Source organism: Hymenobacter mucosus, assembly GCF_900188255.1.
GTDB classification, from domain to species: domain Bacteria; phylum Bacteroidota; class Bacteroidia; order Cytophagales; family Hymenobacteraceae; genus Hymenobacter; species Hymenobacter mucosus.
Map to the genome: position 1 here is coordinate 299,975 of NZ_FZNS01000003.1, position 23,594 is coordinate 323,568.

A 23,594-nucleotide genomic window follows, 5' to 3' on the forward strand; every position below is an offset into this window, starting at 1 on the left:
AAGGCGGTTTTCTTGTAGATAAACCTGATATGCCCAAGTACGAAGTTGCCAACCTGACTCTGGCGGAAGCCACCCGCCATGCCCCCTTCGTTGACTACGCCCGCTGCGTAGATGCTAGCCAGCGCCCCTACAACCACGTAGGCGACTGGCCCGAAGAAGGCCAATTGTATCCCGTGCGCGTCGTCGATTCGCACACCGAAGGAATGCCCCTTGTGCACGTTCTCGGTTTTGAAGGCGAGGCGCCCTACTACAATGCCTACGGCCCCCACCGGTTTGAAATGCTACTCACCGTTTGGCTTAACTAACCCAGCCAAATTTCTGCAAAAAGCCCGACCTTCTCTGCGTGAGAAGGTCGGGCTTTTTGCTTCCGAACTAGTGGCCGCTTAGCGCTCCAGCTTGAAATCGGAGTCTACGGTTACGCGCCGGGGCGTGGCCGATACCAGCCAGCCGGTAGCGTACATCCAGCGGGTCATGCGGGTGAGCTTGGCTACATCAATGCGCGAGGCCTCGTCGCGGGGCGTGTGGTAGTCGGGGTGGAGCAGCGTTGTAAAGAACAGAGCCGGAATGCCGGCGCGGGCGTAGGGCAGGTGGTCGGAGCGGAAGTACCAGCCCTCCGGGTGCTTGGCGTCGTCCCACTTTGTGTCGAGCAGAAATTTGGTGTCATCCTGGTTGGCTTTCAGGGCCATATCTACCAAAGCTCGGGAGTTGCGGTGCGGAGCGGTAGAGCCCAGCAGTGCTGCCGAGTCGGGGGCATTGCGGCCCATCATATCGCCATTGAGCACGGCTACAATAGACGACTTTGCCACCGTAGGATGCTCAGCGTACCAGCGCGAACCTAACAGGCCGCGCTCCTCGGCGCCGTGCCACACGAAAAGGGCCGAGCGGGCTCCCGGCCGCTGCTTCCAGGCCCGCCCAATGGCGAGCAGGGCCACACTTACCGTCGCGTTGTCGTCGGCACCATTCCAAATAGAGTCGCCGTCTACGGATGTGCCAATGCCGTCGTGGTCGTGGTGGCCGCTGAACAGCACGTGTTCAGCTTGTAGGGTAGGGTCGGTGCCAGGCACGCGGGCCACTACGTTCATGGAGGGATACTCAAAGTCGTTGGCATTCAGCTCTGCCTGAAAGCGGGCTCCCGCCGCCCGCAACGGGGTAGTAAGGGCTTGGCGCACCAATAATATCGGCACGGGCGAGCTAGGTACGGGCATGGAGGGCAGCACGTACACACCATCTTGATAGCGGTGTCCCACAAAAGCTAGGCTGGGCTCGGCCATGGCGTCGGCGGCCAGAATGATGCCAGCCACCCCACGCTGCTGCAGCGCAGCACTCTGTTGGCCAATGCCAGCCAGGGTGTAGCGCATGGCCCGTAGGCTGATGTTGGCCGCCGGCAGCGGGGTAGGAGGCAGCAGGGGCATGGCCACAATCTTACCCTGCAGGTTGCGGCGGGTCGTGTCGGCCAGGGAGTTCAGCCACACCACCGGCCCATCAAGGCGAGCGTTAATAGGGTTGGTTACCCAGGCATCTTGCCACAACGCCAAGGGCTTTCCATTCAGGGTGAGGCGTGATGAGGCCGCTACCGTGAGCCGATGTAAGGGGTAGAACTGGAAGTAGGTGCCATCGTCGCCGGCCGGTTCCAGGCCCGCCTCGCGGGCGCGCTCGGCCACCCAAATAGCGGCCCGCAGCTCGTCGGCAGTGCCCGCCCGGCGGCCCCGAAAGTTGTCGTCGGCCAACGCAAATAGGTCGCGCTTCACTTCATTCTTCCCGAATAGCCGATAGTGCCGGTGGGGAGAGGCCAGGGGCTGCGCCGGAAGTGGTAGGAGTGCTGCGGGTGCAGGCTGGCAGCAACGAAGCGGCTAGCCCAAGGCCAGCCAATAGAGTAAGCAAACGCATACGCAGGAAGTGAATTACAGAATTCTTGACACTGCTGCCTCAGCTAGTAGCCTGCCGGGTAGTAGCCTGCTCTAGTGGGTGGTGCCACCGGAAGATACAGGCCCCACGGTAATCCGTCGCAAAAAACGTTGGCCGGCGTAGGCTAACAGAACACTGCTTCCACCAGCGCCGGTAGGAATAGCCGTGGCCGGTTAGGCTGGCGGGTGACGGAAGGCTTCCGGCGTTTGGCCCACGTATTTTTTGAAATAGCGGGCGAAATAGGACGCATCCTCAAACCCCACGGCATCGGCCACCTGCGCCACCGACTGGCCCGTGTGCGTAAGCAGGCGCCGCGCTTCCGCTACCACCCGCTCATGAATCAGGTCGCTGGCCGTTTTATTGAGAATGCGCCGACAGATGGCGTTCAGGTGGTTGGCCGTAAGGTGAAGCTGCTCGGCGTAATAACGTACTGTTTTTTCGGTGCGGAAGTGTTGGTTGAGTAGCAAGCCAAACTCGCGCACTTGCAGCAGCCCATGGGCTGGCCCCGCCGCCGGGCCCACCGGGTAGGCGCGCGCCGCCAACTCCAGGCACAGGTAGAGGTAGGCGCGTACCACGGCGTCGTGATTGGGTGGGAGGGGGTGGGTAGCTTCTGCCTGGTAGATGCGCCACAGCAACGGCAAAATCTCCTCCTCATGGGGCGGCAGGTAGCGTACGGGCGGGTGAGTAGGAGTAAAGAACGGATACTCGGCCAGCTGCAACGCCGAGTATTGCTCTAAGTAAAAGTCAGCCGTAAAAAACAAGATCAGCCCCCGCGTATCGGCCGATAAGGACCAGGAGTGAGCCTGCCCGGGCACCAGAAAAAACAGGCTGCCCGGTTGCAAGTCGTAAGTTATCAGGTCGATGGTGTGCGTGCCCTGGCCTTGGGTGATGTAGAGCAGCAGGTAAAAGTCGTGGGCGTGCGGCTCGCTCACAATGGGAAACTGCGCAACGTGCACTTCCAGTTGCTCAATGTAGTAGCGGTGGCTGGCGTGCTGCCGGGGGAAGGCATTGAGGGCCAGAACGGGCAAAGCGGGCGTCTTCATGCAGCGGGAAGGCCCGATGATTACAGGCCCTTCCTCCGCAAGCTACGCAAATCAAGCCCCTACCGCCGGCTTAGTGGTTCTGAGGTGGTAGGGGCGGCCGCCCGGCGGGCGTACTGCGGGTTATAGGAAATTCCTCCGAACAAGTAGAGCATCAGGGCGCGCGAGTAGCGCAAGGTGGCGGGGGCCGTGAGCAGCACAAAGGCCGTTACCGTCAGCACGTATACCCACACGGCTGGGTCGTGGAAAAGGTAGTAGGCCGCTACCCCGCCCACGGCAAAGCAGGCCACCGAGAAGGCGTAGCTCACAAACATGGCTCCCCAGTAAAAACCGGGTTCGGGCTCGTAGGCTACCTGGCATACGGGGCACCGCTCGGGCATGATGGCGTACTTGGTGAGGCGGTAGGCTGGGTAGGAAAACAAGTGGCCTTCGTGGCAGCGTGGGCAGCGCAAATCCAGGAGCGCCAGCGTGGCAGAATCAATCGGGTTCATCTCGGTAAAAGCTAGTTGCTTCTGCAAAGCTACGGCTGTGGCTACCCCCAAGTAAGGCACAAAAGAGTGCTTATACCGCACAAATCAACGATTGTAGACTACCATTAGCGCTTTTCTATATCTTGCCTGCCTATGCCACAGCTTCCCACTCCCGGCCCCTACCCCCTCGCGCTAGTCCCCGCCCTCGAAACCACCGACCTGCTCCTGCGCGACCACCGGCCTACCGACCTTGCCGACTACGCAGCCATTGGAGTAGAACCGGCTTTTTACCGCTTTCTGGGCGGCAAGCCCCAGTCTGAGGAAGAAGTGTGGCGCCGCATTCTGGGGCAGCAGGGGCACTGGGCTATTATGGGCTACGGCTATTGGGCCGTGGAAGAGAAGGCAACCGGCCGCTTTATTGGGGCCGTGGGGTTTGCCAACTACCACCGCGACATGATGCCTTCCCTGGGCGACGCGCCCGAAGTAGGGTGGGTGCTGGCTCCGCGGGTACATGGCCTGGGCTACGCCAGCCAAGCGGTGCAAGCGGTGCTGGCCTGGGGCGACGCCCACTTCACGCAAGATCGGACCGTCTGCATCATCGACCCCGACAATACCGCATCTCTGCGGGTGGCGGCAAAGTTTGGCTACCACGAATACGCCCGCACTACCTACCAAGAGAAACTCATTGTGCTGTTAGAGCGCCCCTCCCCAACTAGCACCGCTGCCGGGGCCGTGAGTACCTGAACCGGCCCACCGCCCTAACCCGAGGCGCTACCCCAGAGTATAGCAGGGAGCAGCCGGCTCCCTTAGCCCTGCATTATTCATGGCTACCCTACCTTCCTCCCCTGACTTCGCGGGCTTTGTGCGCGTGCGTGGTGCCCGAGAGCACAACCTTAAAAACATCGACGTAGACATTCCTCGAGATGCGCTGGTTGTGTTTACGGGCGTGTCCGGCTCGGGTAAGTCGTCGTTGGCATTCGGCACGCTCTACGCCGAGGCGCAGCGCCGCTACCTAGAGTCGGTGTCGCCGTACGCGCGCCGCTTATTTCACCAGATGGCCGTGCCCGAGGTAGATGCCATTGAGGGTTTGCCGCCGGCTGTGGCCTTGCAGCAGCAGCGTGGTACGCCCACTACGCGCTCCTCGGTGGGGAGCGTCACCACGCTATCCAACTTGGTGCGCATGCTCTACTCCCGGGCCGGCGACTACCCCGCTGGCCAGGGTATTGTGTACGCCGAAGGCTTCTCGCCCAATACGCCCGAGGGCGCCTGTCCTACTTGCCATGGCTTAGGCCGCATCTACGAGGTAACCGAGCAAAGCATGGTGCCCGACCCTTCCCTCACCATTCGGGAGCGGGCCATTGCGGCGTGGCCCCAAGCCTGGGGCGGCCAAAATCAGCGCGATATTCTTGTGACGTTGGGCTACGATGTGGACCGCCCCTGGCGTGAGCTTCCTCAAGAACAGCGCGACTGGATTCTGTTTACGGAGGAGCAGCCCGTGGTGCCCGTATACCCCGGCTACTCGCCTGAGGAAACGCAGCGGGCCCTCAAGCGCCGGGAGCCGCCCAACTACATGGGCACTTTCACAAGCGTGCGGCGCCATGTGCTACACACCTTTGCTACCACCCAAAGCCCCCTCATGAAAAAGCGGGCTTTGCAGTACATGCTCAGCACCGAGTGCCCCACTTGCCACGGTAAGCGCCTGCGCCCCGAGTCTTTGGCTGTCACCTTTGCCGGGTTAGATATTGCTGAGCTGTCGGAACTGCCTCTGAAGCGGGTAGCGGCCCTGCTTAAGCCCTACGCCAGTGGCAGCGCCGCGGGCCGCCAACAGCGGGACGCCGACCACCCCGAGCAGGCCATTGTGGCGCAGCGCATTGCCGCCGACCTGGTAGCCCGGCTGGCTGTGCTGCTCGATTTGGGGCTGGGCTACCTGTCTTTGGAACGCAGCACGCCTACGCTGTCGCCCGGAGAATTGCAGCGGCTGCGGCTAGCTACGCAGCTGTACTCCAACTTGTTTGGCGTAGTCTACGTGCTCGATGAGCCCTCCGCCGGCCTTCACCCCTCCGATACCGAAGCGCTACTGACCGCGCTGGCTAGCCTGAAGCAGGCCGGCAATTCGCTGTTTGTCGTCGAGCACAACCTCAACGTCATCCGGCAGGCCGACTGGCTGGTCGATGTGGGGCCCGCGGCGGGCGAGCAAGGCGGTGATGTGCTGTACAGTGGTCCGCCGGCCGGACTGGCGGAAGTGGCGGCCTCCCAAACCCGCCGCTACTTGTTTGGTAATGAGGTGGATGACGACCCACGGGTACCGCGCCAGCCACACGCCTGGCTGCGCCTGCAAGGCGTGCGCCGCAACAACCTTAGTGGCCTGGATGTAGCCTTCCCGCTGGGCGTGTTCACCACCGTAACGGGCGTATCGGGTTCCGGCAAGTCGAGTTTGGTAAGCCAGGTATTGGTGGAGCTGGTGGCGGGCCACCTGGGCCAGGAGCTAGCCCCCGAGGAGGAAGAAACCGACCCGTTAGAGCAGGCAGCCCCGCCGCAAACCGGTGGCCAATTGGTTGAGGGTATGGAGCACATCAAGCGGCTGGTGCGGGTAGACCAGAAGCCGATTGGCCGTACGCCCCGCTCCAACATGGCTACCTACACGGGCCTGTTTGACCACGTGCGTAAGCTCTTCGCCGCCACCCCCGTAGCGCGGCAGCGCCGCTACGATGCTGGCCGTTTTTCCTTCAACGTAGCCAAGGGCCGTTGCGAAAACTGTCAGGGTGAAGGGTTTGTGATGGTGGAGCTATTGTTTCTGCCTAGCGTGTACGCACCCTGCCCAGTGTGCCATGGGGCCCGCTACAACGCCAAAACCCTGGAAGTCACCTACCGCCATAAGAACATTGCGGAGGTGCTGAGCCTAACCGTAGACGATGCCTGGGAGTTCTTCGCCGAGGAGCCTACCATCCAGCGGGCCCTCACCGTGCTGCGGGAGGTTGGCTTGGGTTACTTGCGCCTGGGGCAGCCCGCTACCGAGCTTTCGGGTGGGGAGGCCCAGCGCATCAAGCTCGCCACTGAGCTGCAACGGGCGCAGCGGGGCAACTCCCTGTACGTCCTCGACGAGCCTACTACCGGCCTTCACCCCTCGGATGTGGAAAAGCTGCTCGCCCAGTTGCATGGCTTGGTAGAGGCTGGCAATACGGTGATTGTGGTGGAGCACGACATGCGCGTGGTTGCCAGCAGCGACTGGGTACTGGATATTGGTCCGGGTGCAGGCGACGAGGGCGGCCAAGTAGTAGCGGCCGGCCCTCCGCACGAAGTAGCCCGCGCCAACGGTAGTCGCACCGCTCCCTACCTAGCACGCTTCCTGAAAGGCAACTAATTAAACAAGTAAACGCTGGCTGCACTGCCACAGGCTAAGTACGCGCCTTTACTCGAAGCCTGTCACCAGTGCCTGTACCTCTGCCACGCGGGCTTGCTTCTCCGATTCGCGCCGGGCTACGGCGGCCGGAGTCCAGTACTGGTGCTGGGTAAGAAAGCTGAGTTGGAGACGCTGCCAGCTGGCCTCGTCGGCTACTAGGTTGCGAGCCAGCAGCTCGTCGCGCAGGGAGTTGCTGATGGGCCAGAAGTCGGGACGGCCTAAGTAGTCCAGGTCGGCGTCGCAAAGAACCTGGGCCAATGGGGAGTCGCCGGGGCTCTGGGGCACTTTCGTAGCCATTATCAGTTCGCAGATGGTGTCCACCTGGGCGGGGGTGTAGTCAAACTCCGGCAGCACAATGCGAGCTAGTTCACAGCCGGCCGCTTCGTGCCCCTGATACACGGTCAGGAAGCCCGCATCGTGGTAAAATGCGGCGGTGCGAAGCAGGGTTAGCTGTTCTGGATCAGTAATGCCCACGGCCTGGGCCAAGGATTCCGCCTGCGCTACTACGTCGCGGGTGTGGTGAAGCCCGTGGTAGTAGAGGGTAGGGGAAAGATGCTGGTGCAGCTGGTCCAGCACGTAAGCTTCAGCACGTTGGCAGTCCATGGTAGGGGCGAGAGGAATATACAGGGTGTAATAACAGCAAAAGCGGGCAAACTCATGCGCTCGAACGTTACCTTGCACTATCATCTGCAGGCAAGCTTATTATATTCCTCCTCTCTGAATGACGCTACTTGAACGCTGGCAGCGGTTGCTAGGAATTCGGCCCGACGAAGGCCGCACGGTGGGGTTGTTCTTCTTGCACAACTTCCTGCTGGGCATCGGTACCATTCTGGTATACGTGTCGGCCAACGTTATCCTTCTCGAAAATAACCCCGAGCGTAGCCTACCCCTGGCGTATGGGCTAGCAGCCGTGGCCATGATTGTGGCCGGCAAGGTGTACGCTCACTACGAACACCACCTGGGCCTAGAGCGGGTAGCCAGCCGGGTGCTGCTGGCCGTGGTAGCCTTCACGGGCATTGTAGGAGTGCTGGTGATGGTAGGCCACTCGGTGGCGGCAGCCGTAACGATTATGGCAGGCTACCGGGTTATCTATCTGCTTACAAACCTGGAGTTTTGGGGCATTTCGGCGGTAGTGTTTGATGTGCGCCAGGGGCGGCGGCTGTTCAGTATCATCAGTTCCGGCGACATGCCCGCCAAGGCCCTGGGGGCTGTGCTGGCCATTCTTATTCATCACCACGCCGAACTGCCGTGGCTGCTGCTCACGGCCTTTGCCGCCTATATTGGGGCGCTGCTGGTCGTGCGGGCTACCCGCCGCCTGCACGTGGTGGAGGCTCGTGCCATTCCGCGGGCGGCCCGCCTCGAAGGCGTAGCGCCCCATTTGCAGCGGTGGTTTGGCAACAGTCGTTTGGTAGTATCTATGTGCCTGGGGCTGCTGCTGGTAGCTGCCGTAACCACGGGCATTGAGTACTCCTTTTTCGTGCACGTGAAACACAAGTTTCACGACCAAGCCTTGGTAATGCGCTACGTAGGTAGTGTGCTGGTTGTCACTTATCTAGTGGCTCTGCTATTTAAGCTGCTGCTCTCCCGCGTGACGCTCGACCAGGTAGGGGTGCGCTGGATGCTACTGTCTTTGCCCGCGGTAATCCTGGGGGGGCTGCTCCTGGGTGGAGGCTTATGGTTTGGCGATGCCGGCACCGGAGTTCAACTGCTCTATTTCTGCGGCCTCTTTCTGGTGTTGGAAGTGCTGCGCCGGGCCGTCTTCGACCCCCTGTTTCTGGTGCTTTTTCAGCCCTTGCCCCCCGATGAGCGCCTGCAGGCTCATACCCTGGCAAAAGGCCTTTACGAACCCCTGGGTATGGGCTTGGCGGGCCTGCTGCTGGTAGCAGTGCCCTACTTGCCCGGCGCTGGGGAGTGGACGCCCTTCTTGTGGATGACGCTGTGCATGGCCGGGGCCCTGTACTTCCTGCACCTTACTCACGGCCGCTACTTGGCCGAACTGCGCCACGCCCTGAGCCCCCGCTTTGGTAGCCCTACCGAAACACTAGGAGAAGGCGCGGCGTGGGCAGTGAAAGCACCCGTGTCGGCGGTTTCTACGGCGCCCGAGAATACAGCCCGCCTCTTGGAAGACTTGCAAGACCGCACCACCCGTGCCGCTGCCGCCGACAGCCTGGTGCAGCTCGGGCCGGCCGGCTTGCCGGCGGTAGCACAAGCCTTGCAGGCGTCGGCCGATGAAGGGCTGGTACGGCGCTTGGCCCAGATATGTGCCCGCCTGCGCCTACCGGCCAGCCGCCATGCCCTGGTAACGCTGGCTCAGCAGCCCGAGCTGTTTAAGCGCGAAACAGCTTTGCGTGCCTTACGCTATTTTGACCCCAACGAAGATGACGCGCCCATCTTTCAGGCCCTTGTGCAAGACGAGATGCAACGGGCCTCCCGGCTCCTGCAAGGCCGCGCTACCTTACCCGACGACGAGCCCCTGAGCCGCAGCTTGACCTATGAGCTCACCCGCGTGGAGCAGCGCCTGTTTGGGTTGCTGCTCCAACTCTACCCGCCCCAGGCTATTGCTGATGCCCAGCGCGGGGCCTTGCATGCCGCCCGCGAACGGCGCGCCAACGCCCTCGAAATCCTCGACAATCTTATTCCCCGGCCCATTTACCAGGGCCTGCAAACGCTATTAGAAGAAGGTACTCCCGCCGAAAAATCTCGCGTCTTTAGCCGTCTCGTGCCGTCCCCTACCGCCCCCGCTTCCCTGCTAGATACTATTGTAACGGAGGGCGAGGCTGGCTTCACCGACTGGACCTTGAGTTTGGCCCTACGCGCTTGGCACCCCCAGCCGGCCACAGCACCCGCGCTACTGCCTCACTTGCGCAGCCCCAACTTACTCGTGCAGGAGGGCGCCCGCTATGCCCTTCGGCAACTTTCCAAAAACCAGCCTGCTGCTCACCAGCAGTTGCTTACTCAACTTTCTGCTGACCAATCTTCCCTCATGAGCCACTCTGCTTCTTCCTCCCGCATTTCGGCTACGGAACGCGTGACGCTGCTTCAGCACACGGCCCTGTTTGCGGCCACACCGGCTAATGTGCTCAGCAGCATTGTGCCCATTATGAAGGAAGTAAGCTTCGACGAAGGCGAAGAAATTTTTGCGAAGGGCGACCTGGGCACGTCCCTGTTCATTGTGCAGGAAGGCGAAGTAGGAATATACAACGGTGCCCAATTGCTCACTACGTTCCAAAAAGGCGACTTCTTTGGGGAGTTGGCTTTGCTCGACGCCGAGCCCCGCTCGGCCACAGCCCTGGCCCGTGGCCCCGTTGTGGCATTTCGCCTAGACCAAGAAGATTTCTATGATGTGATGGAGGAGCGCGGTGAGGTGCTCCGAAACATTCTGCGGGTACTCTGCCAGCGCCTTCGCCGCCAGAATGAGAAAACCCACCTACCGGAAACAAAGTAAGGCACTGCCGGCCGGGATGCGGGGCGAAGACTAGCCCCGCATCCCGGCCGGCAGTGCCTACTACCCTAGCAAGCCGCTACTTTCCCTGGGGCGGCTGCCAGAAAGCCGCCGCATTGCTAGTGGTGTAGCTAATGAGGGTAGTGGTGCCTACCTTATCAGTGCTTATCGGCGGCGCTTTGGCAGCGGCAGGCTGCGTTAGGAGCCGGACGTACTGAATGGTCTTGCCAGTGGCGCGGGTTTCTAGGTTGTACTCGCTGCTGACTGGGGTTTCCAGTTGGTACAGGTTCTTGGCCATGTAGCGATACAGATACTCTTCCTTGGTGGCCGATTGCTTGTGGTTCCAATTGGCGGTTGGGTTGAGCAAAAGCGGCTGGCCGTTGATGAGCCGCTCGCGCACTTCTTCAATGCTCAGCAAGTTGCCCTGCTCGTTCATCACGTAAGCATCCTGCGTGGGGTCCATATAAAGCCACTTTTTCTGGCTTGTAGAGTACACGGAGTTGATGACGTGGCTGTCGAAGTCAGCAGTGTCTTTGGGCAGGCACCCCACAAACCGCGACTGGAAACCCATGGCCAGGTACACCTCATTGAGCACGGTAGCTAGCCCCCGGCAGTTCAGGCCCCGCTTCTCCTGCTGGCATACCGTCAGTAGGTCGTGGGCATTGCGCAGCTTGGGGTTCTCAATGGTGCCATTGTGCGGTACCCGCTCGTGCACCCAGTGCATGAGGTTAATCATCTGCGAAACATCGGTACCAGCACCGGCAATGGAATCCAGCTTGTAGGTCTTACGCAGCATGGCCAACTGAGGCGCGTCGGCGGCTTGGTAGCGGAAAGAAGGTAGCCTACTGGCTGACTCGGTCGTGTACCCTTTGTCTTTCTGGAGGATATAGCGGTAGTCACCCTTGTCGCGAATGGACGCCATCTGCTGCTGGAAGGCCTTGTCACCCCGAATAAAGTCGAGGTCCGTATCTGATGTAGCGTGCAGGTAGTCCTGGTAGCCGCTCCCAATGGCTTGGCGGAAGTTTGCCAGGGCATTTGGGCGGTCTTTCAGCAGGGAGTAGTAGCAGGCCTCGTTGTAGTAAAGATTTGCCTCTAGCCCCCGGAAGTTCTGCTTGGTGGCTTCGTCCAGGGTGTTGTAGGCTTGGTGCCACTGGGCGTAGAGCGCCAGCGCCGGCCGGTATTGTTTGGCGGTTATCAGCTGGCGTATTTCCTTACTCTTACTTGTCGAGTAGGCGTCAAACTCAGCCTTGGTTTTCACCTGCTGCGCATGAACCGAGGCCGCGCCCAGCAAAAGCCCGGCGCTCAGCAATACAACATGTCTCATTGGGATAGATAAAGTAGAGGAACAATAAAGTAGTCAGCTAGATCAGATGCCTATGCTGCATAAGCAGTTGCCTGAGCAGCCTGGGAAATAATAGCATAAGCTCCGCCCCTCGTTCCGGGCTAGTCCAGAACGAGGGAAATAAGTCGGCAACCTCGCTGCTAGGCTACTACCTCGTAAATCATCACGGGTTTGGCCTTATTCTTCAGCGTAACCTCGCGCAAAGGCTTGCACTGAAACGACTCCTTTACGCGCTGATAGGTAGCTTCGGTGATGATGATTTGGCCGGGCTGAGCCACCGATTGCAGGCGCTGGCTCACATTCACCGTGTCGCCGATAACGGTGTAGTCCAGGCGCTTAAGAGATGCCGACCCAATGTTGCCCGACACCATTTCGCCGGTGTTGATGCCAATGGATATTTCAGGGTGGTAGGCGGTGCCGTTGGGCAGGATGCTCTCGTTGGCTTGCAGGGCCGTGCGTACAGCCAAGGCCGCGTCCATGGCCCGGTCGAGGTGATATTCGCCCCGGAACACGGCCATGACGGCGTCGCCCATGAACTTATCCACGTAGCCTCCCTGCGCAATAATCTCCTTCACCATTTGGTCGAAGTAGGTATTGAGCATCTTCACCACATCGGCGGGGGGGAGTACTTCGGAGAGCGACGTGAAGCCGCAGATGTCTACGAACAGTACCGTGGCCTCCACCGTTTCGCTGGCCATCAGGGTGTTCTCGAAGCCAGGGCGCCCCATAAAATTGAGCACCGTTTCATCGACGTACATGCGCAGAATGTTGTTTTCCTGCACCGCTCGGAGGGTTTGGCGCAGTTGCTGCACGTGCGCGGCCGTTTTCTCCATGGTCAGCTCCAAATCCTGAAAGTCTACGGGCTTGGTCACGAAGTCGAAGGCCCCACGGTTCATGGCCGTGCGGATGTTCTGCATATCGCCGTAGGCCGATACCATGACCGCCTTTATGACGGCGCTGGCATCGGGAAGACGGCTGAGCAGGGTCAGGCCATCCATCACGGGCATGTTGATGTCGGACAAGATGATGTCGAGGTCAGGGTGTTGCTGTAGCTGGTCCAGGGCTTCCTGGCCGTTACCAGCAAACACAAATTCGTACACACCTTCCCGAATCTTGCGCCGAAACTTTTGCTTGATCAACAGTTCCAAGTCGGCCTCATCATCGACCACAAGTACTTTAGTTTTCATGGCTGGCCATTGAGGTGAGCTTCGCCTTCAAAGCGGTAAAGTCCACTGGCTTGGTAAGAAAATCGTTGGCTCCCAGCTGTAGTGCCTGCTGGTGGCTTTCCTCGTCGCCGTAGGCGGTTATCATCATCACCTGGGGGGGTAGAGGGGGCGGCGGGGCAGCATATTCCTGGCGAATACGCTTCAGAAGCTCCAAGCCACTCATGCCGGGCATGTTGATGTCGGAGAGGATCAGCACCACCTCCGAGGGGTGCGCGTGCAAAAAGTCGAGTGCCTCTTCACCGGAGTAGGCGAAGGTAAAGGCAAACTGCCCGCTGCGAATTTCGCGACGAAAACGCTGCTCAAATAAGGCGCGCACATCTTTCTCATCGTCTACTACCAGTATTTTCATCGCAAACAAAGCTAAAATAATCCCCCAAGAGTTCTACTACTATGCTGGCAGTGTGATGATAAACTCTGTGCCAGTGCCTTCCTCACTTTCTACCGTTAGGGTGCCGCCGTGGCCCTTCGTCACAATGTCGTAGCTCAGGGAAAGGCCCAAACCCGTACCCTCCCCAGTGGGCTTGGTGGTAAAGAAGGGCTGGAATATTTTTTGTTGCATGCCTTCGGGAATGCCGGCCCCGTTATCACGCACGTGCACTTCCACGGTATTTTCCGCCGTGCGATGCGTGCGCACACTCACAGTAGGCACGTAGCCATCCTGCGGGTGTGCTTCCTGCTTTTTGTGCACGGCATAGAAGGCGTTGGTAAACAGATTCAGGAGCACCCGTCCTAAGTCCTGCGACACGGCCTCGATCTGGCCTAGGTTCGGGTCAAAATCTGTGTTCATGGTGGCGTTGAAGGCCTTGTTTTTAGCCCGCAGCCCGTGGTAGGCTAAGCGCAGGTATTCATCGGCGAGAACGTTGAGGTCGGTGGGCTGCCGTTCGCCGGAACTGGCGCGGCTGTGCTCTAGCATGCCCCGCACAATGCTGGCGGCGCGCTGTCCGTGGAAGGTGATTTTGGTGAGGTTTTGCCGCAGGTCTTCCAGCAACTCTGCCTCTAACTCCGGGTCGCGTTCCGATTTCTGGCGCTCCTCGTCCAACTCCGTAATCAGTTCGGCGCTTACATCGGAGAAGTTGGTGACGAAGTTGAGAGGGTTCTGAATTTCGTGAGCAATACCGGCGGTTAGCTCCCCGAGGCTGGCCATCTTTTCGGCCTGGATAAGCTGGGCCTGGGTAGTACGTAGCTCCGTGAGGGCTTCTCGCAGTTCCTCGGTTTGTTGGGTAAGGGTAGAGGTGCGTTCGGCTACCAGGCGCTCTAGTTCCGCGTTTTGGGCCTCAATGAGGCGCTTGGCCTTTTCTTCCTCCTCCCGCTGTAGCCGCTCCGCTTCCAAGGATTTCTTCTGGCTGCGGGCAATGAACAGGAACGTAAACAGCCAGATGAACGCAAACCCTTGGGAGGTTTCAAACACATCATCATACTCCTTGAGCAGGTCGCGGCCGGTTACGGCAATGAGCAGCTCAATGGCCGCGTATAAGGTATACGGCGCCACGGCTAGTAGTAGGGTGCGAGCCGGGCGGTAGAAGCTTAACCGTATGAGCACCAGCACCACAATGCTGAGCACGATGAATATGTAAAACTCATCTAACTGATCCGACTTCCACTCAAACAGATAGGCCAAACCCATCAGCACCACGCCCGGCACCCAGATGTGGTTTAGCAGGGCATTGAAGCGCGGCATACGGACCGGCAGATCCAGAAACCGTCGGAGGCCGCGCACAATCAACAGGGCCGGCACAATACTGATCAGGACCGAGGTGTTGAAGTTCATAGCAATAAGCCAGTCGGAGGGATGTTCAGTAACGGAACAGGTAGGCGCGGGGCCTCAACTTTAGCGCCGCACTGCAAACTAGCGTTTTGCTTGCTATTGCCAGCGCAGCGGTGTTCAGCAGCGCTAATCGGGTCTGCCGTCGAGCCAGCCTTTAGGGAGGGGTAAGGTAATTTCTACTACCGGATTGCTGGTGCGCAGGGCTTGCTTCTTGCGTTGTTCCTTGTCGGTATCGTTACTTTTGGAGAGTAGAGCAGAAGCGTACTTTGTGACAACACCCACCGCAGAAGGTAGCGTGAATGAGATGATGAGCTGGCGGCGCTGCCGCGTTGGCGGCGTTTTGGTGGTAGGAGCCGTTTGTGCATGCCCCGTCAGAGCTAGTAGCCAAAACGCTGATAGCAGGATAAGGGACTTACAACGGGACATTAGAAAAGGATAGGTATACCTGGGCACCTACCAGACGGCGAAGGGCCACTGGCGCTGCCCATAATGGCTAGCCTCAGCAAGGTATCATGTGGCAGCGGCTAGTGCAATGGTAGCAAGCCGGGCCGCAGAAAATAAACGGCGGTGCTTCTCTCCTTTCGTATCTGCCAGGGTTCCGGTAACTACTCAGCTAGGATGCGCCGAAGGTGGCGCTGGTAGCTTGGGTTATCGGTGAGGCCGTTGTGCCCGGCGTCGGCCAGTGTAATAAACTGATCCTGCGGCTTGAGAGCAGCTTGCAAGGCAAGCGTGCCCTGGTACTCAATGATTTCGTCTTGGTCGCCGTGGAAGATGACGACGGGGGCTGACACGCGCGGCAGTATATCGTCGGTGGCCAGGGGGTAGCGTACAATAAAGGCAGGTACCCACGGATAATGGCGGCGGGCCATGGCACGCATGCTAGTGTAAGGCGCCTGCAAAATGAGCTGCTTGGGATGGTGCCGGGCCGCTAGCCACGTGGCGATGCCCGTACCCAAAGAGTAGCCCAGCACTATGGTGCGCTCTTCCGGATAATGGGGCAGGAGCTGCTGGTAGGCCGCCTCGGCATCGGAGAGGAGCTGTGCTTGACTGCCGATACGACCCTGGCTTTTGCCGTAGCCACGGTAGTCGAGCAGGAACACGTCGTAGCCTAGGCGGGTGTAGGTAGGTGCTACGTGGCCCCAGCTGTCGAGGGCGCCGCCGTTACCGTGGAGGTAGAAAACGAGGCCTTTCCTCGCAGCAGAGTTGGTAGGAAAGAGCAGGCCATGCAGACGGGTGCCATCGGGGGCAGTAACCCAGCGCTCAGTAAACCGTTGCGGAAAGCGGAATTGATAGTTAGCCGCTAGCTTGTCAGGAAAGAAAAGCAGCCGCTCCTGCTGGAAGTACAGCAACACGCAAACGCCCACGTACAGTACCGAGCCAAAGCCCAGGAGCCACAGGAAAATTTTCATAGCAACCTCATGGCCTACTCGGTGGTGCTACCCCCCAATTGTGCTCATCGACTCAAAGCTGAGCTGATGCAAGGGCCGCTGACTTTCCGCTTCAAAGCCATTGGCGGCACGGTTGCGGAAGGCAGAGGTAAGCGCCGTTACAATATCGGCATCAGAGGCGCCGCCACGCAGTAGGGCCCGAATATCGAGCACGCCTTGGTCGTAGAGGCAGGTCTTGAGGCCGCCTTCAGCCGTAAGACGAATACGGTTGCAGGTGCCGCAGAACGTGCGGGAGTAAGCCGCAATGATGCCCAACCGCCCCTGGTGGCCCGCCACGGTGTAGTGCGAAGCCGTGTCGCCGGAGCGAGTGGCCACTGGTGCTAGAGTGCCCAAGTTTAACTCCAGATGCTCCCGGATGCGGTTGTGATTCCAGGGGAGAGTAGCGGCGTGGCTACCACCGTTGAAGGGCATTTCCTCGATGAAGCGTACATCTACCGGAAGGTCGCGGGTCAGTTCGGCCAAAGGGAGAATGTCTTGGGTATTTTGTCCATCCATTACCACCGCATTGATTTTCACTCGAATACCAGCGGCCAGCAAGGCGTAGAACGTGTCGAGGACGCGCGGCAATTCGTCGCGGCGGGTGATGCTGGCAAAGCGGCTGCGGTCGAGGGTGTCGAGGCTGAGGTTTACCGCCTTCACGCCCATGCGGGCTAGCTCCGGCACGTGAGGCGCCGTGAGCACCCCGTTCGTAGTCATGGTGAGCTCCTCAATACCGGGAATTTCGCTGAGGCGGCTCATGAAGGGAACCAGGTCGCGGCGCACGAAGGGCTCCCCACCCGTGAGGCGCACTTTGCGCACGCCCAGAGTAGCCATTACGGCGACCAGGCGCTCCATTTCCTCGTAGGTCAGCAGCTCTTGCTTGGGCAGGTACTTAATGCCTTCCTCAGGCATACAGTAAAAGCAGCGCAGGTTGCACCGGTCCGTAACAGCTAGGCGCAGGTACTCCAGCGGGCGGCCGTGGTTATCAAACAAAACAGATGGTACAACAGCAGACATACTCGGCAGAAAAACACCCCGCTCATGGATGGGCGGTGAAACAAACAACGTAAATCAGACTTTTCCGTTCGGGTGAGTGGCACAGTGGGCAACACAGGTAGGGTGGACCCCCTGGTTTGACCCTCTGGCGCCGCTTCGCCCCGGTACGAATACCTAGATAACCAATGAACTTGAAAATTGCTTTGTTCGGCATTGCCCGCGAAATCGTAGGACAGTCTTCGCTAGAGGTTTCGGCACCCGAAGGACAGTCGGTGCAAGGGCTGCTGGAAGGCCTGCGGGAGCAGTATCCAGCTCTGGGCCGCCTTTCTAGCCTGGCTGTGGCCGTAAACAACGAATATGCCCCCGACGATGTCGCCCTCTCGGAGCGAGATGAAATTGCCCTTATTCCGCCCGTAAGCGGGGGGTAGCATTTTCATTCCGAAAGCAACTAAACTTCGCTGCACAGGCAGAAGCCGGCGGGCAGCTCCTGCGCTTCAGGTACGAATGAAGTAGCCCCTAGTTGGCTTCGGCTATGCCGCAATTTCTTTTGGTAACACTGGTAGCCCCTGCCAGATTCGGTACCAAGTCCTCATCCTTATTTTGCTTACCCTTGATTCAAATCGACCTCACTGACCAGCCCATCGACGTAGCCGCCGCCCTGCAGACGGTGGAGTCCGATGGGGCCGGGGCCATCAACACGTTTATCGGTACGGTGCGCAACCAAAGCACCGGCCGCCCCGTGGTGCGCCTGGAGTACGAAGCCTACGACAGCATGGCCCTGCACCAACTCCGCAAGGTAGCTGAGCAAGCCGTACAGCAGTGGCCTATGCTGCAGCAAGTCACAGTCATTCACCGCAAAGGCACCCTGTACATTGGCGACGTGGCCGTGGTAGTGGCCGTGTCTACTCCTCACCGCGCCGAGAGTTTTGCTGCCTGTCAGTACATCATTGATACCCTGAAGCAGGTAGTAACTATCTGGAAAAAGGAGTTTTATCAAGATGGTGACGTGTGGGTAGCTGCGCATCCGTAGCCAGTAGCGGCGGGCTAGAAGCAGCAATTTAAGGCTGCCGTCTGGGCCCGCCACTCGGTGCATTAGCCTAGCTCTTGGCGGGCCTTTGCGGCTTCGTCTGGCGTGTTCACATTGCGTAGCTCTTCGGGTGCCGGTGGGGGCAGCAGTTCAATATCCGAGTTGATGAGGGACTTGCGTGGGCAGCTGTAGCCAAGGCTTAGAAAGCGCAGCAAAGTACCGTAGCTCTGTGGCTCCCAAATAGTAATAAGTGGCTCCGGCCATTCGTTTTCCGGGCTTTGGTAGGCGGTAGCCATCCGAGCGGCCTGCCGATGTGCTACTAAGTGGCCCAGTGTGGTTTCCGAAAGGAAAGGCAAGTCACAGGCAACGACTAGCCAGGCCGCATTGGGGTCGAGGCGGAAGGCCGAAAGCAACCCACTTAAGGGGCCAAGGTCGGTGAAGGTATCGGGCAAGGGGCGTAGGCCGGCGTACTCCAACTCATTTACTTGGTCGGGGCGGCAGGAAACGTGCACGTCTTGGCAAAAACGCGCCAGCAGCTCGGCGGCGTATGCGCGCTGCTCCTGGCCGGCGTGGTACGCCAGTTTGCCCTTGTCTTCGCCCATGCGCTGGCTCCGGCCACCGGCTAGCACAAGGCCCCGCAGGGGCGGCGCAGCCGCCTGCCACTCGCGCCGGATAAGGTCGGCCACGGCTTCGGTGTCGTGGAGGGGTAGCACAGGTACGTTGGCGGTGCCCAGGTGAGCCTGTAGGTAGGCGGGCACTTCCGTTACCCCTTCAGGCAACAGCAGCGCGCGTACGTCGGTGAGGCGGTCGAGCTTTTTCTCAACAGGTTTGGCGGGGTCCAGAATCACGAGCTGCTGGCAGGCCCGGAAGTGGTTGCCATTCACCAGCACTATACTTTGGTGTTGCAACCATTCCTGCTGGCTGAACTTGTCTATGCCACGCTTCACATCCAAGCGTGTGAATGTGATTTTGTCGGTCAGCTCGGCGGTAGCACCGGCTTGCAGAATGGCATCCTGGCCGCCACTGCCACCCTGGGCTGCGTCGTCGCCGGCGGCGTGGTCAGCATCCACGTAGGCCACGCGCAGGGTAGGCGCAAGCAGGGGGAGTAGCCGGGCCGTCAGCTCCTTGATCTTACCGCACGGAGCCCCCAAGATGGCAAGCTCATGGCGATTAAATTCACCCAGGTTAGGGCGGGTTAGCTGGGCGTGCTTGGTGCGCGGTGCCGAGTTAGCGGCGGGGAGCTTATCCGGCATGATGAAAATCTTGTTTGCCGCCAGTCTTCTCCAGTAGGCGAGTTTCTTGGATTACAATGTTGTGCGAGAGTGCCTTGCACATGTCGTAGATGGTGAGGGCGGCTACAGAGGCACCCGTGAGAGCCTCCATTTCTACCCCGGTCTTGCCCGTTACGGTAGCCGTACACTCAATCAGTACGGCATCGGCGCCGTCAACCTCAATGCGTACTTGGCAGTCATCAAGCCCGAGGGGGTGGCAGAGCGGAATCAGTTCGGAGGTGCGCTTAGCCCCCATAATGCCAGCCAGGATAGCAGTTTGAAATACAGGGCCTTTGCGGGTGGGTAAGTCGCCTTCTTTTACCAGGGCCATTATTTCGGGGCCGAGCACCACGCGGCTACGGGCCCGAGCTACGCGGCGGGTAGGAACTTTCTGGCCCACGTCTACCATGGCGGGCTGGCCGGCGGCGTTGAGGTGGGTGAGTTTGGGAGAATCAGACATACTGTAGGATTGCGAAGTTGTAGAGACGCATCTTTGCGTCGCCTCGTTGCCGCTAGTGAACAAACCACCACGCGTGGTCTTTTGTCAGCAAGAATGAGCGCGAAGATCTTGGAATCCGCACCGGATGCGGCACTACCTTCGTTGCTCCGCCCGAAATACTTCTTTTTTGCAGTACGGCCGCAAGCCAGTGGCCTTTTTCGTTCCGCTTTCCCGTATGCTTTCCGTCGAAGAAGCCACCCGCCTCGTAGCTGCCACCGTGCGCCCCCTGCCCATTGAGTACCTGTCGTTGCCCCTGGCCGCCGGCCGCATCCTACGCGAGGAATTGCGCGCCGACCGCGACTTTCCGCCTTTCAACCGGGTGGCTATGGATGGAATAGCCCTGCAGTATGCGGCGTTGGAAGCTGGGCAAATGGAGTTCCGCATTGAGGGTACACAGTTTGCCGGCCAAGCGCCTGCGCCCATCCAAGACCCTAGTGCGGCGGTAGAAATTATGACCGGGGCGGCCCTGCCCGGCAACCTCGATACCGTGATTCGCTATGAGGATATCACCTTCCGTACCGATGAGGCTGGCCACCGCTTGGCTTGCGTGCAGGTGCCTGCTCCGCGGCGTGGCCACAACGTGCACACCCAAGCCGCCGACCGCCGGCAGGGCGACCTGCTAGTACCTGCCGGCACCCGGCTGGAACCGGCGGAGGTAGCCGTGGCCGCTACCGTGGGCGCTATTACCGTGGGGGTTACGCGCCGGCCGCGGGTGGCCGTGGTAAGCACCGGAGATGAGCTAGTGCTCATTAGCGCAACACCAGCGGCCCACCAGATTCGACGCTCCAATGCCCTGATGCTGCAAGCTGCTGCCTGGCAGGCGGGCGCCGAGGCCGAAGCTTTTCACTTCAACGACGATCCGGCCGCGTTACGCCAGGGGCTCCCGGCATTGTTGGAAGGGTACGATGCGGTTATTCTCAGCGGAGGAGTGTCAAAAGGGAAAGCCGATTTTCTACCGGAGACCCTACGGGAGCTGGGAGTAACTCAGGTTTTTCATGAGGTGCAGCAGCGCCCCGGCAAGCCCTTTTGGTTTGGGCAGCTCCCAGGCGGGGCTGTAGTCTTCGCTTTGCCTGGCAATCCGGTTTCTACGTTCGTGAACTTCTACCGCTACGCCCAGCCCTGGCTAATCAGCGTGCAGCAGCCCGAAAAGGCACGGGAGGAAGGTGCTTTACCAGGTGAGTTTACGGCGCCAGTTGCCGCAGTTCTCACCCAAGAAATTCAGTTTCGGCCCCGGCTCACACACTTCCTGCTTGTGAGCTTGGAGCCCGGCCCCGATGGCCGTCTGCTGGCTACCCCCGAGCGGGCCGGTGGTTCCGGCGACATGGCTAGCTTGCTCACGTCGGCGGGCTTTCTAGAACTGCCCGCCGACCAGGAGCACTTCCCCGTGGGTAGTGTGTTGCGGACCTGGCGCTTTCGATAGTGCCCGCAAGCACTCGTTATTCGCCCTCAAACTCTAGCCCGCAAGTGAAGCAATGACATTGGGGCTTAGCTGGTGCTAGCAACCAGAGCCGGAGCTTAACAAACAGGTTGTCGGTTGGCTGGGGAAGGTGGCGGCATACCACATCTGTGTGGTGGCACCGCGGGCAGCGGAGCATAGTAGCGGTGGCTTCCTCGGGCGCATCGGGCGGCATGGCGTGCATGGGGGCCTGCTGGCCCTGTAGCACCTCCTGTGCAAGGGCCACATCGGAGGCGCGCACAAACAGACGTACCACTCCCAAAGCCGGACCATAAGGGCGGTTTTCGTTGCCCAGAAAGCACGGAATGCCTTCCGCATCTAGTTGGGATTTCGCTAAATGAGCAGCAAAGGTGTCCGAGAAGGAAGCCAGCTGGACGATGGTAAGGGCGGTGGAGTCCGGAGACATACAAGAGTTGTGGGCCTAAACGACCCTACAAACCTAAAACAACAGAAGCACCCAATTGGGTGCTTCTGCAGGTAGAAAAGAAACGAACAAGTTACTGAAACAAGGCCAGGGCTTTGATGAACGTTTGCGACACGCCCCACAGTAGGGGAATGCCAACGAATAGCCAGGCCAAAACTGCCGAGCCGCCACTAGAAGGCGTGGGCGTTGCGGCGGTAGAAGAAGAGGTGGGAGTGCTCATGTGCTTACAGATACGTGGGTGAACAGCAGAAGCTTAGTGCCCTCCTGCTTCAATAGTTACTGGGCCTTTTTCGTAGTACTTCTCGTTCACGGCTGTCACAGCCAGGTCGGCCAGGAAGCCAACTACCAGCACGCCAGCCATGGTGTAAAACACGCTCTGGTAAGCAGCGGCCCCGGTAAGACCTTGCGCCTTGGAGTGCTCCGACAACGTACTTACGATGAGGTGACCCAAAATAGCCGCGGTGCTCCAAGCCGTTAGGAGGCGACCGTGGATAGCGCCTACTTGGTACTTGCCAAACAAGTCGGATAGGTAAGCTGGAGCCGTTGCAAAGCCACCCCCATACATGCTGATAATGAGGCAGGCTACTATTACATACAGCGTGAGCTGCAGGTTGTGGCCCAGCGTGGGAATAAGTGCGTAGAGCACAGCACCCAAGCCGAAGTATAGCAAGTAGGTAGGCTTACGACCAATTTTGTCGGAGGCCGACGACCAGAAGAAGCGGCCCAGCAGGTTGAACAAGCTGAGCAAGCCCACAAAGCCCGCGGCAGCGGCGGCCGTTACGCCCCGGCCCGCGCCCATGTATTTATCTGAAAAGGTGTCCTGAATAAGTGGAGAGGCCGTTTCGAGTACCCCAATACCAGCCGTCACGTTGGTGAGCAGTACCACCCACAACAGCCAAAACTGCGGCGTCTTAATAGCATTGTCGGCCGATACGTTGCCCGTGGTGACGAGGGCGCTGTGCTCTTCGTTGGGCACGTAGCCTTCTGGTTTCCAATCGTCGGCAGGCACTCGAATGGTCCATACCCCAAACTGCATGAACAGCAGGTAGATAATTCCCATCACAATAAACGTGGGCGCAACTCCTTGAGGAGCTGAGTCTTTAAAGTGGGCCATGAGGTTGCTGGCCAGTGGAGAGCCAATCATGGCTCCGCCGCCAAAACCCATAATAGCCATGCCCGTGGCTACCCCCTTACGGTCGGGAAACCACTTGATTAGGGTACTTACCGGCGAGATGTAGCCGATGCCCAGGCCAATGCCACCCACGAAACCGTAGCCGAAGTACACCAGCCAAATGTTGTGCATGCTCACGCCTAAAGAGGCAATCAGGAAGCCGCCCCCGAAGCACAGCGACGATGCCAGCATGGCCTTGCGAGGCCCTACGCGCTCCAACCACTTCCCGAATAGGGCGGCCGACAAGCCGAGCAGTACAATAGCAATGGAAAAAGTAATACCGATTTGCGACAGCGTCCAGTCGCCGGGAGCGGGGTGGTCTTGGTCGCCGCTGATAAGTGAGCCCAACGGCTTATTGAACACACTGAATGCGTAAGCCTGCCCAATAGCCAAGTGGATGGCTAGCGCCGCGGGTGGTACCAGCCAGCGGTTGTAGCCCGGACCAGCAACCGTGCGGCTGCGGTCAAGTAAGGAGTCGTTTGCCATGCGTGAACGAGGGTGTTTTTGAAAGTAGATAAAAGATCGAGCCTGCCAACTTGCCAGTTGAAGACAATGTTCCGCTGTACGAGTTGACAGCTAATAAGGTAGAGGGCTTGCTCAGGCTTTTAAGAGTTCAACTCAACTATTTTTTGCTAAGTTGCTATAGCTAAGTGTTTCAGTTCAGCAGCCGGGTGCACCTTACCCGGCCTGAAGTAAGCGCCCTAAGATGAAGAATGAGTGTAGGTACACGAGA

At 59.5% G+C, this 23,594-nt stretch carries 24 protein-coding genes; 7 read left to right on the forward strand and 17 right to left on the reverse strand.

Annotated elements, in window-relative coordinates:
- The first annotated feature begins 29 nt into the window (after positions 1–29).
- Positions 30–305 (forward strand): hypothetical protein, encoded by a 276-nt coding sequence (locus tag CHB83_RS08455; protein ID WP_045689127.1) that lies wholly within the window; start codon positions 30–32, stop codon positions 303–305.
- A gap of 78 nt (positions 306–383) precedes the next feature.
- On the opposite strand, the gene CHB83_RS08460 is transcribed toward CHB83_RS08455, so the two are convergent.
- The 4 genes from CHB83_RS08460 to CHB83_RS08470 all read right to left on the reverse strand — a co-directional run bounded on the left by CHB83_RS08460 (position 384) and on the right by CHB83_RS08470 (position 3,436).
- Complete coding sequence (locus tag CHB83_RS08460; protein WP_089332298.1) at positions 384–1,748, reverse strand: M28 family metallopeptidase; 1,365 nt, start codon at positions 1,746–1,748, stop codon at positions 384–386.
- Between the two features lies 1 nt (position 1,749).
- Positions 1,750–1,887, reverse strand: a complete 138-nt coding sequence (locus CHB83_RS23775) for a hypothetical protein (protein WP_179225489.1) — start codon at positions 1,885–1,887, stop codon at positions 1,750–1,752.
- A 191-nt stretch (positions 1,888–2,078) separates the two neighbouring features.
- The gene (locus CHB83_RS08465; RefSeq protein ID WP_055562686.1) at positions 2,079–2,948 is read right to left on the reverse strand and encodes an AraC family transcriptional regulator; all 870 of its coding nucleotides are present in this window, start codon (positions 2,946–2,948) and stop codon (positions 2,079–2,081) included.
- A gap of 59 nt (positions 2,949–3,007) precedes the next feature.
- Positions 3,008–3,436, reverse strand: a complete 429-nt coding sequence (locus CHB83_RS08470; RefSeq protein ID WP_045689131.1) for a DUF983 domain-containing protein — start codon at positions 3,434–3,436, stop codon at positions 3,008–3,010.
- Between the two features lie 132 nt (positions 3,437–3,568).
- Here CHB83_RS08470 and CHB83_RS08475 point away from each other — a divergent pair, with 132 nt between their 5' ends.
- Both CHB83_RS08475 and uvrA read left to right on the forward strand, forming a co-directional pair.
- Positions 3,569–4,159 carry a GNAT family N-acetyltransferase gene (locus tag CHB83_RS08475; protein ID WP_089332299.1) on the forward strand — a complete coding sequence of 197 codons (591 nt, stop codon included), beginning with the start codon at positions 3,569–3,571 and terminating at the stop codon, positions 4,157–4,159.
- Between the two features lie 79 nt (positions 4,160–4,238).
- The gene (uvrA, locus tag CHB83_RS08480; RefSeq protein WP_089332300.1) at positions 4,239–6,776 is read left to right on the forward strand and encodes an excinuclease ABC subunit UvrA; all 2,538 of its coding nucleotides are present in this window, start codon (positions 4,239–4,241) and stop codon (positions 6,774–6,776) included.
- A 48-nt stretch (positions 6,777–6,824) separates the two neighbouring features.
- Here uvrA and CHB83_RS08485 read toward each other — a convergent pair whose 3' ends face one another.
- Positions 6,825–7,418, reverse strand: a complete 594-nt coding sequence (locus tag CHB83_RS08485) for an HD domain-containing protein (RefSeq protein WP_045689132.1) — start codon at positions 7,416–7,418, stop codon at positions 6,825–6,827.
- Positions 7,419–7,536: 118 nt separating this feature from the next.
- Here CHB83_RS08485 and CHB83_RS08490 point away from each other — a divergent pair, with 118 nt between their 5' ends.
- The gene (locus tag CHB83_RS08490) at positions 7,537–10,260 is read left to right on the forward strand and encodes a cyclic nucleotide-binding domain-containing protein (protein WP_089332301.1); all 2,724 of its coding nucleotides are present in this window, start codon (positions 7,537–7,539) and stop codon (positions 10,258–10,260) included.
- A 76-nt stretch (positions 10,261–10,336) separates the two neighbouring features.
- Here the strand turns inward: CHB83_RS08490 and CHB83_RS08495 are convergent, their stop codons facing one another.
- From CHB83_RS08495 to moaA, 7 genes are all read right to left on the reverse strand, one after another.
- Positions 10,337–11,581 carry a transglutaminase-like domain-containing protein gene (locus tag CHB83_RS08495; RefSeq protein ID WP_089332302.1) on the reverse strand — a complete coding sequence of 415 codons (1,245 nt, stop codon included), beginning with the start codon at positions 11,579–11,581 and terminating at the stop codon, positions 10,337–10,339.
- A 158-nt stretch (positions 11,582–11,739) separates the two neighbouring features.
- Complete coding sequence (locus CHB83_RS08500) at positions 11,740–12,786, reverse strand: adenylate/guanylate cyclase domain-containing protein (protein WP_045688789.1); 1,047 nt, start codon at positions 12,784–12,786, stop codon at positions 11,740–11,742.
- Positions 12,776–13,174 (reverse strand): response regulator, encoded by a 399-nt coding sequence (locus CHB83_RS08505; RefSeq protein WP_045688788.1) that lies wholly within the window; start codon positions 13,172–13,174, stop codon positions 12,776–12,778. The genes CHB83_RS08500 and CHB83_RS08505 overlap by 11 nt, the downstream gene beginning before the upstream one ends.
- 39 nt (positions 13,175–13,213) lie before the next feature.
- Positions 13,214–14,593, reverse strand: a complete 1,380-nt coding sequence (locus tag CHB83_RS08510; protein ID WP_089332303.1) for an ATP-binding protein — start codon at positions 14,591–14,593, stop codon at positions 13,214–13,216.
- A 123-nt stretch (positions 14,594–14,716) separates the two neighbouring features.
- Positions 14,717–15,016, reverse strand: coding sequence for a hypothetical protein (locus CHB83_RS08515; protein ID WP_089332304.1), 300 nt, complete (start codon positions 15,014–15,016; stop codon positions 14,717–14,719).
- A gap of 179 nt (positions 15,017–15,195) precedes the next feature.
- Positions 15,196–15,999 (reverse strand): alpha/beta hydrolase, encoded by an 804-nt coding sequence (locus CHB83_RS08520; RefSeq protein ID WP_089332305.1) that lies wholly within the window; start codon positions 15,997–15,999, stop codon positions 15,196–15,198.
- A 27-nt stretch (positions 16,000–16,026) separates the two neighbouring features.
- Positions 16,027–17,034 carry a GTP 3',8-cyclase MoaA gene (moaA, locus tag CHB83_RS08525; RefSeq protein WP_089332306.1) on the reverse strand — a complete coding sequence of 336 codons (1,008 nt, stop codon included), beginning with the start codon at positions 17,032–17,034 and terminating at the stop codon, positions 16,027–16,029.
- Positions 17,035–17,198: 164 nt separating this feature from the next.
- On the opposite strand from moaA, the gene CHB83_RS08530 reads away from it, so the two are divergent.
- Positions 17,199–17,441, forward strand: a complete 243-nt coding sequence (locus CHB83_RS08530) for a MoaD/ThiS family protein (RefSeq protein WP_045688783.1) — start codon at positions 17,199–17,201, stop codon at positions 17,439–17,441.
- A gap of 182 nt (positions 17,442–17,623) precedes the next feature.
- Entirely contained in the window at positions 17,624–18,043 is a 420-nt protein-coding gene (locus tag CHB83_RS08535) for a molybdenum cofactor biosynthesis protein MoaE (RefSeq protein ID WP_089332307.1), read from the forward strand.
- 62 nt (positions 18,044–18,105) lie between these two features.
- Here CHB83_RS08535 and CHB83_RS08540 read toward each other — a convergent pair whose 3' ends face one another.
- Positions 18,106–19,293, reverse strand: a complete 1,188-nt coding sequence (locus tag CHB83_RS08540; protein ID WP_089332308.1) for an NTP transferase domain-containing protein — start codon at positions 19,291–19,293, stop codon at positions 18,106–18,108.
- Entirely contained in the window at positions 19,283–19,771 is a 489-nt protein-coding gene (gene moaC, locus CHB83_RS08545) for a cyclic pyranopterin monophosphate synthase MoaC (RefSeq protein WP_045688779.1), read from the reverse strand. Before moaC ends, CHB83_RS08540 begins: the two co-directional genes overlap by 11 nt.
- 214 nt (positions 19,772–19,985) lie before the next feature.
- On the opposite strand from moaC, the gene CHB83_RS08550 reads away from it, so the two are divergent.
- Positions 19,986–21,230, forward strand: a complete 1,245-nt coding sequence (locus CHB83_RS08550) for a molybdopterin molybdotransferase MoeA (protein ID WP_089332544.1) — start codon at positions 19,986–19,988, stop codon at positions 21,228–21,230.
- 16 nt (positions 21,231–21,246) lie between these two features.
- On the opposite strand, the gene CHB83_RS08555 is transcribed toward CHB83_RS08550, so the two are convergent.
- From CHB83_RS08555 to CHB83_RS08560, 3 genes are all read right to left on the reverse strand, one after another.
- Positions 21,247–21,672 (reverse strand): putative signal transducing protein, encoded by a 426-nt coding sequence (locus tag CHB83_RS08555; protein WP_089332309.1) that lies wholly within the window; start codon positions 21,670–21,672, stop codon positions 21,247–21,249.
- A gap of 91 nt (positions 21,673–21,763) precedes the next feature.
- Positions 21,764–21,910: an MFS transporter small subunit gene (locus CHB83_RS23780; protein ID WP_179225490.1), complete on the reverse strand. Its 147-nt coding sequence runs from the start codon at positions 21,908–21,910 to the stop codon at positions 21,764–21,766.
- A 33-nt stretch (positions 21,911–21,943) separates the two neighbouring features.
- On the reverse strand, positions 21,944–23,347 hold the full coding sequence (locus CHB83_RS08560) for an L-lactate MFS transporter (RefSeq protein ID WP_179225491.1): 1,404 nt from the start codon (positions 23,345–23,347) through the stop codon (positions 21,944–21,946).
- Positions 23,348–23,594 lie beyond the last annotated feature (247 nt).

Excerpts from the sequence above, each read along its gene's own strand:
- CHB83_RS08495 (WP_089332302.1), bottom strand. The coding sequence starts at position 11,581 with ATGAGACATGTTGTATTGCTGAGCGCCGGGCTTTTGCTGGGCGCGGCC.
- CHB83_RS08470 (WP_045689131.1), bottom strand. The coding sequence starts at position 3,436 with ATGAACCCGATTGATTCTGCCACGCTGGCGCTCCTGGATTTGCGCTGC.
- CHB83_RS08540 (WP_089332308.1), bottom strand. The coding sequence starts at position 19,293 with ATGCCGGATAAGCTCCCCGCCGCTAACTCGGCACCGCGCACCAAGCAC.
- CHB83_RS08555 (WP_089332309.1), bottom strand. The coding sequence starts at position 21,672 with ATGTCTCCGGACTCCACCGCCCTTACCATCGTCCAGCTGGCTTCCTTC.
- CHB83_RS08505 (WP_045688788.1), bottom strand. The coding sequence starts at position 13,174 with ATGAAAATACTGGTAGTAGACGATGAGAAAGATGTGCGCGCCTTATTT.
- moaA (WP_089332306.1), bottom strand. The coding sequence starts at position 17,034 with ATGTCTGCTGTTGTACCATCTGTTTTGTTTGATAACCACGGCCGCCCG.
- CHB83_RS23775 (WP_179225489.1), bottom strand. The coding sequence starts at position 1,887 with ATGCGTTTGCTTACTCTATTGGCTGGCCTTGGGCTAGCCGCTTCGTTG.
- CHB83_RS08550 (WP_089332544.1), top strand. The coding sequence starts at position 19,986 with ATGCTTTCCGTCGAAGAAGCCACCCGCCTCGTAGCTGCCACCGTGCGC.
- uvrA (WP_089332300.1), top strand. The coding sequence starts at position 4,239 with ATGGCTACCCTACCTTCCTCCCCTGACTTCGCGGGCTTTGTGCGCGTG.
- CHB83_RS08465 (WP_055562686.1), bottom strand. The coding sequence starts at position 2,948 with ATGAAGACGCCCGCTTTGCCCGTTCTGGCCCTCAATGCCTTCCCCCGG.
- CHB83_RS08530 (WP_045688783.1), top strand. The coding sequence starts at position 17,199 with ATGAACTTGAAAATTGCTTTGTTCGGCATTGCCCGCGAAATCGTAGGA.
- CHB83_RS23780 (WP_179225490.1), bottom strand. The coding sequence starts at position 21,910 with ATGAGCACTCCCACCTCTTCTTCTACCGCCGCAACGCCCACGCCTTCT.
- CHB83_RS08515 (WP_089332304.1), bottom strand. The coding sequence starts at position 15,016 with ATGTCCCGTTGTAAGTCCCTTATCCTGCTATCAGCGTTTTGGCTACTA.
- CHB83_RS08475 (WP_089332299.1), top strand. The coding sequence starts at position 3,569 with ATGCCACAGCTTCCCACTCCCGGCCCCTACCCCCTCGCGCTAGTCCCC.
- CHB83_RS08485 (WP_045689132.1), bottom strand. The coding sequence starts at position 7,418 with ATGGACTGCCAACGTGCTGAAGCTTACGTGCTGGACCAGCTGCACCAG.
- CHB83_RS08520 (WP_089332305.1), bottom strand. The coding sequence starts at position 15,999 with ATGAAAATTTTCCTGTGGCTCCTGGGCTTTGGCTCGGTACTGTACGTG.
- moaC (WP_045688779.1), bottom strand. The coding sequence starts at position 19,771 with ATGTCTGATTCTCCCAAACTCACCCACCTCAACGCCGCCGGCCAGCCC.
- CHB83_RS08560 (WP_179225491.1), bottom strand. The coding sequence starts at position 23,347 with ATGGCAAACGACTCCTTACTTGACCGCAGCCGCACGGTTGCTGGTCCG.
- CHB83_RS08490 (WP_089332301.1), top strand. The coding sequence starts at position 7,537 with ATGACGCTACTTGAACGCTGGCAGCGGTTGCTAGGAATTCGGCCCGAC.
- CHB83_RS08455 (WP_045689127.1), top strand. The coding sequence starts at position 30 with ATGCCCAAGTACGAAGTTGCCAACCTGACTCTGGCGGAAGCCACCCGC.
- CHB83_RS08500 (WP_045688789.1), bottom strand. The coding sequence starts at position 12,786 with ATGAAAACTAAAGTACTTGTGGTCGATGATGAGGCCGACTTGGAACTG.
- CHB83_RS08510 (WP_089332303.1), bottom strand. The coding sequence starts at position 14,593 with ATGAACTTCAACACCTCGGTCCTGATCAGTATTGTGCCGGCCCTGTTG.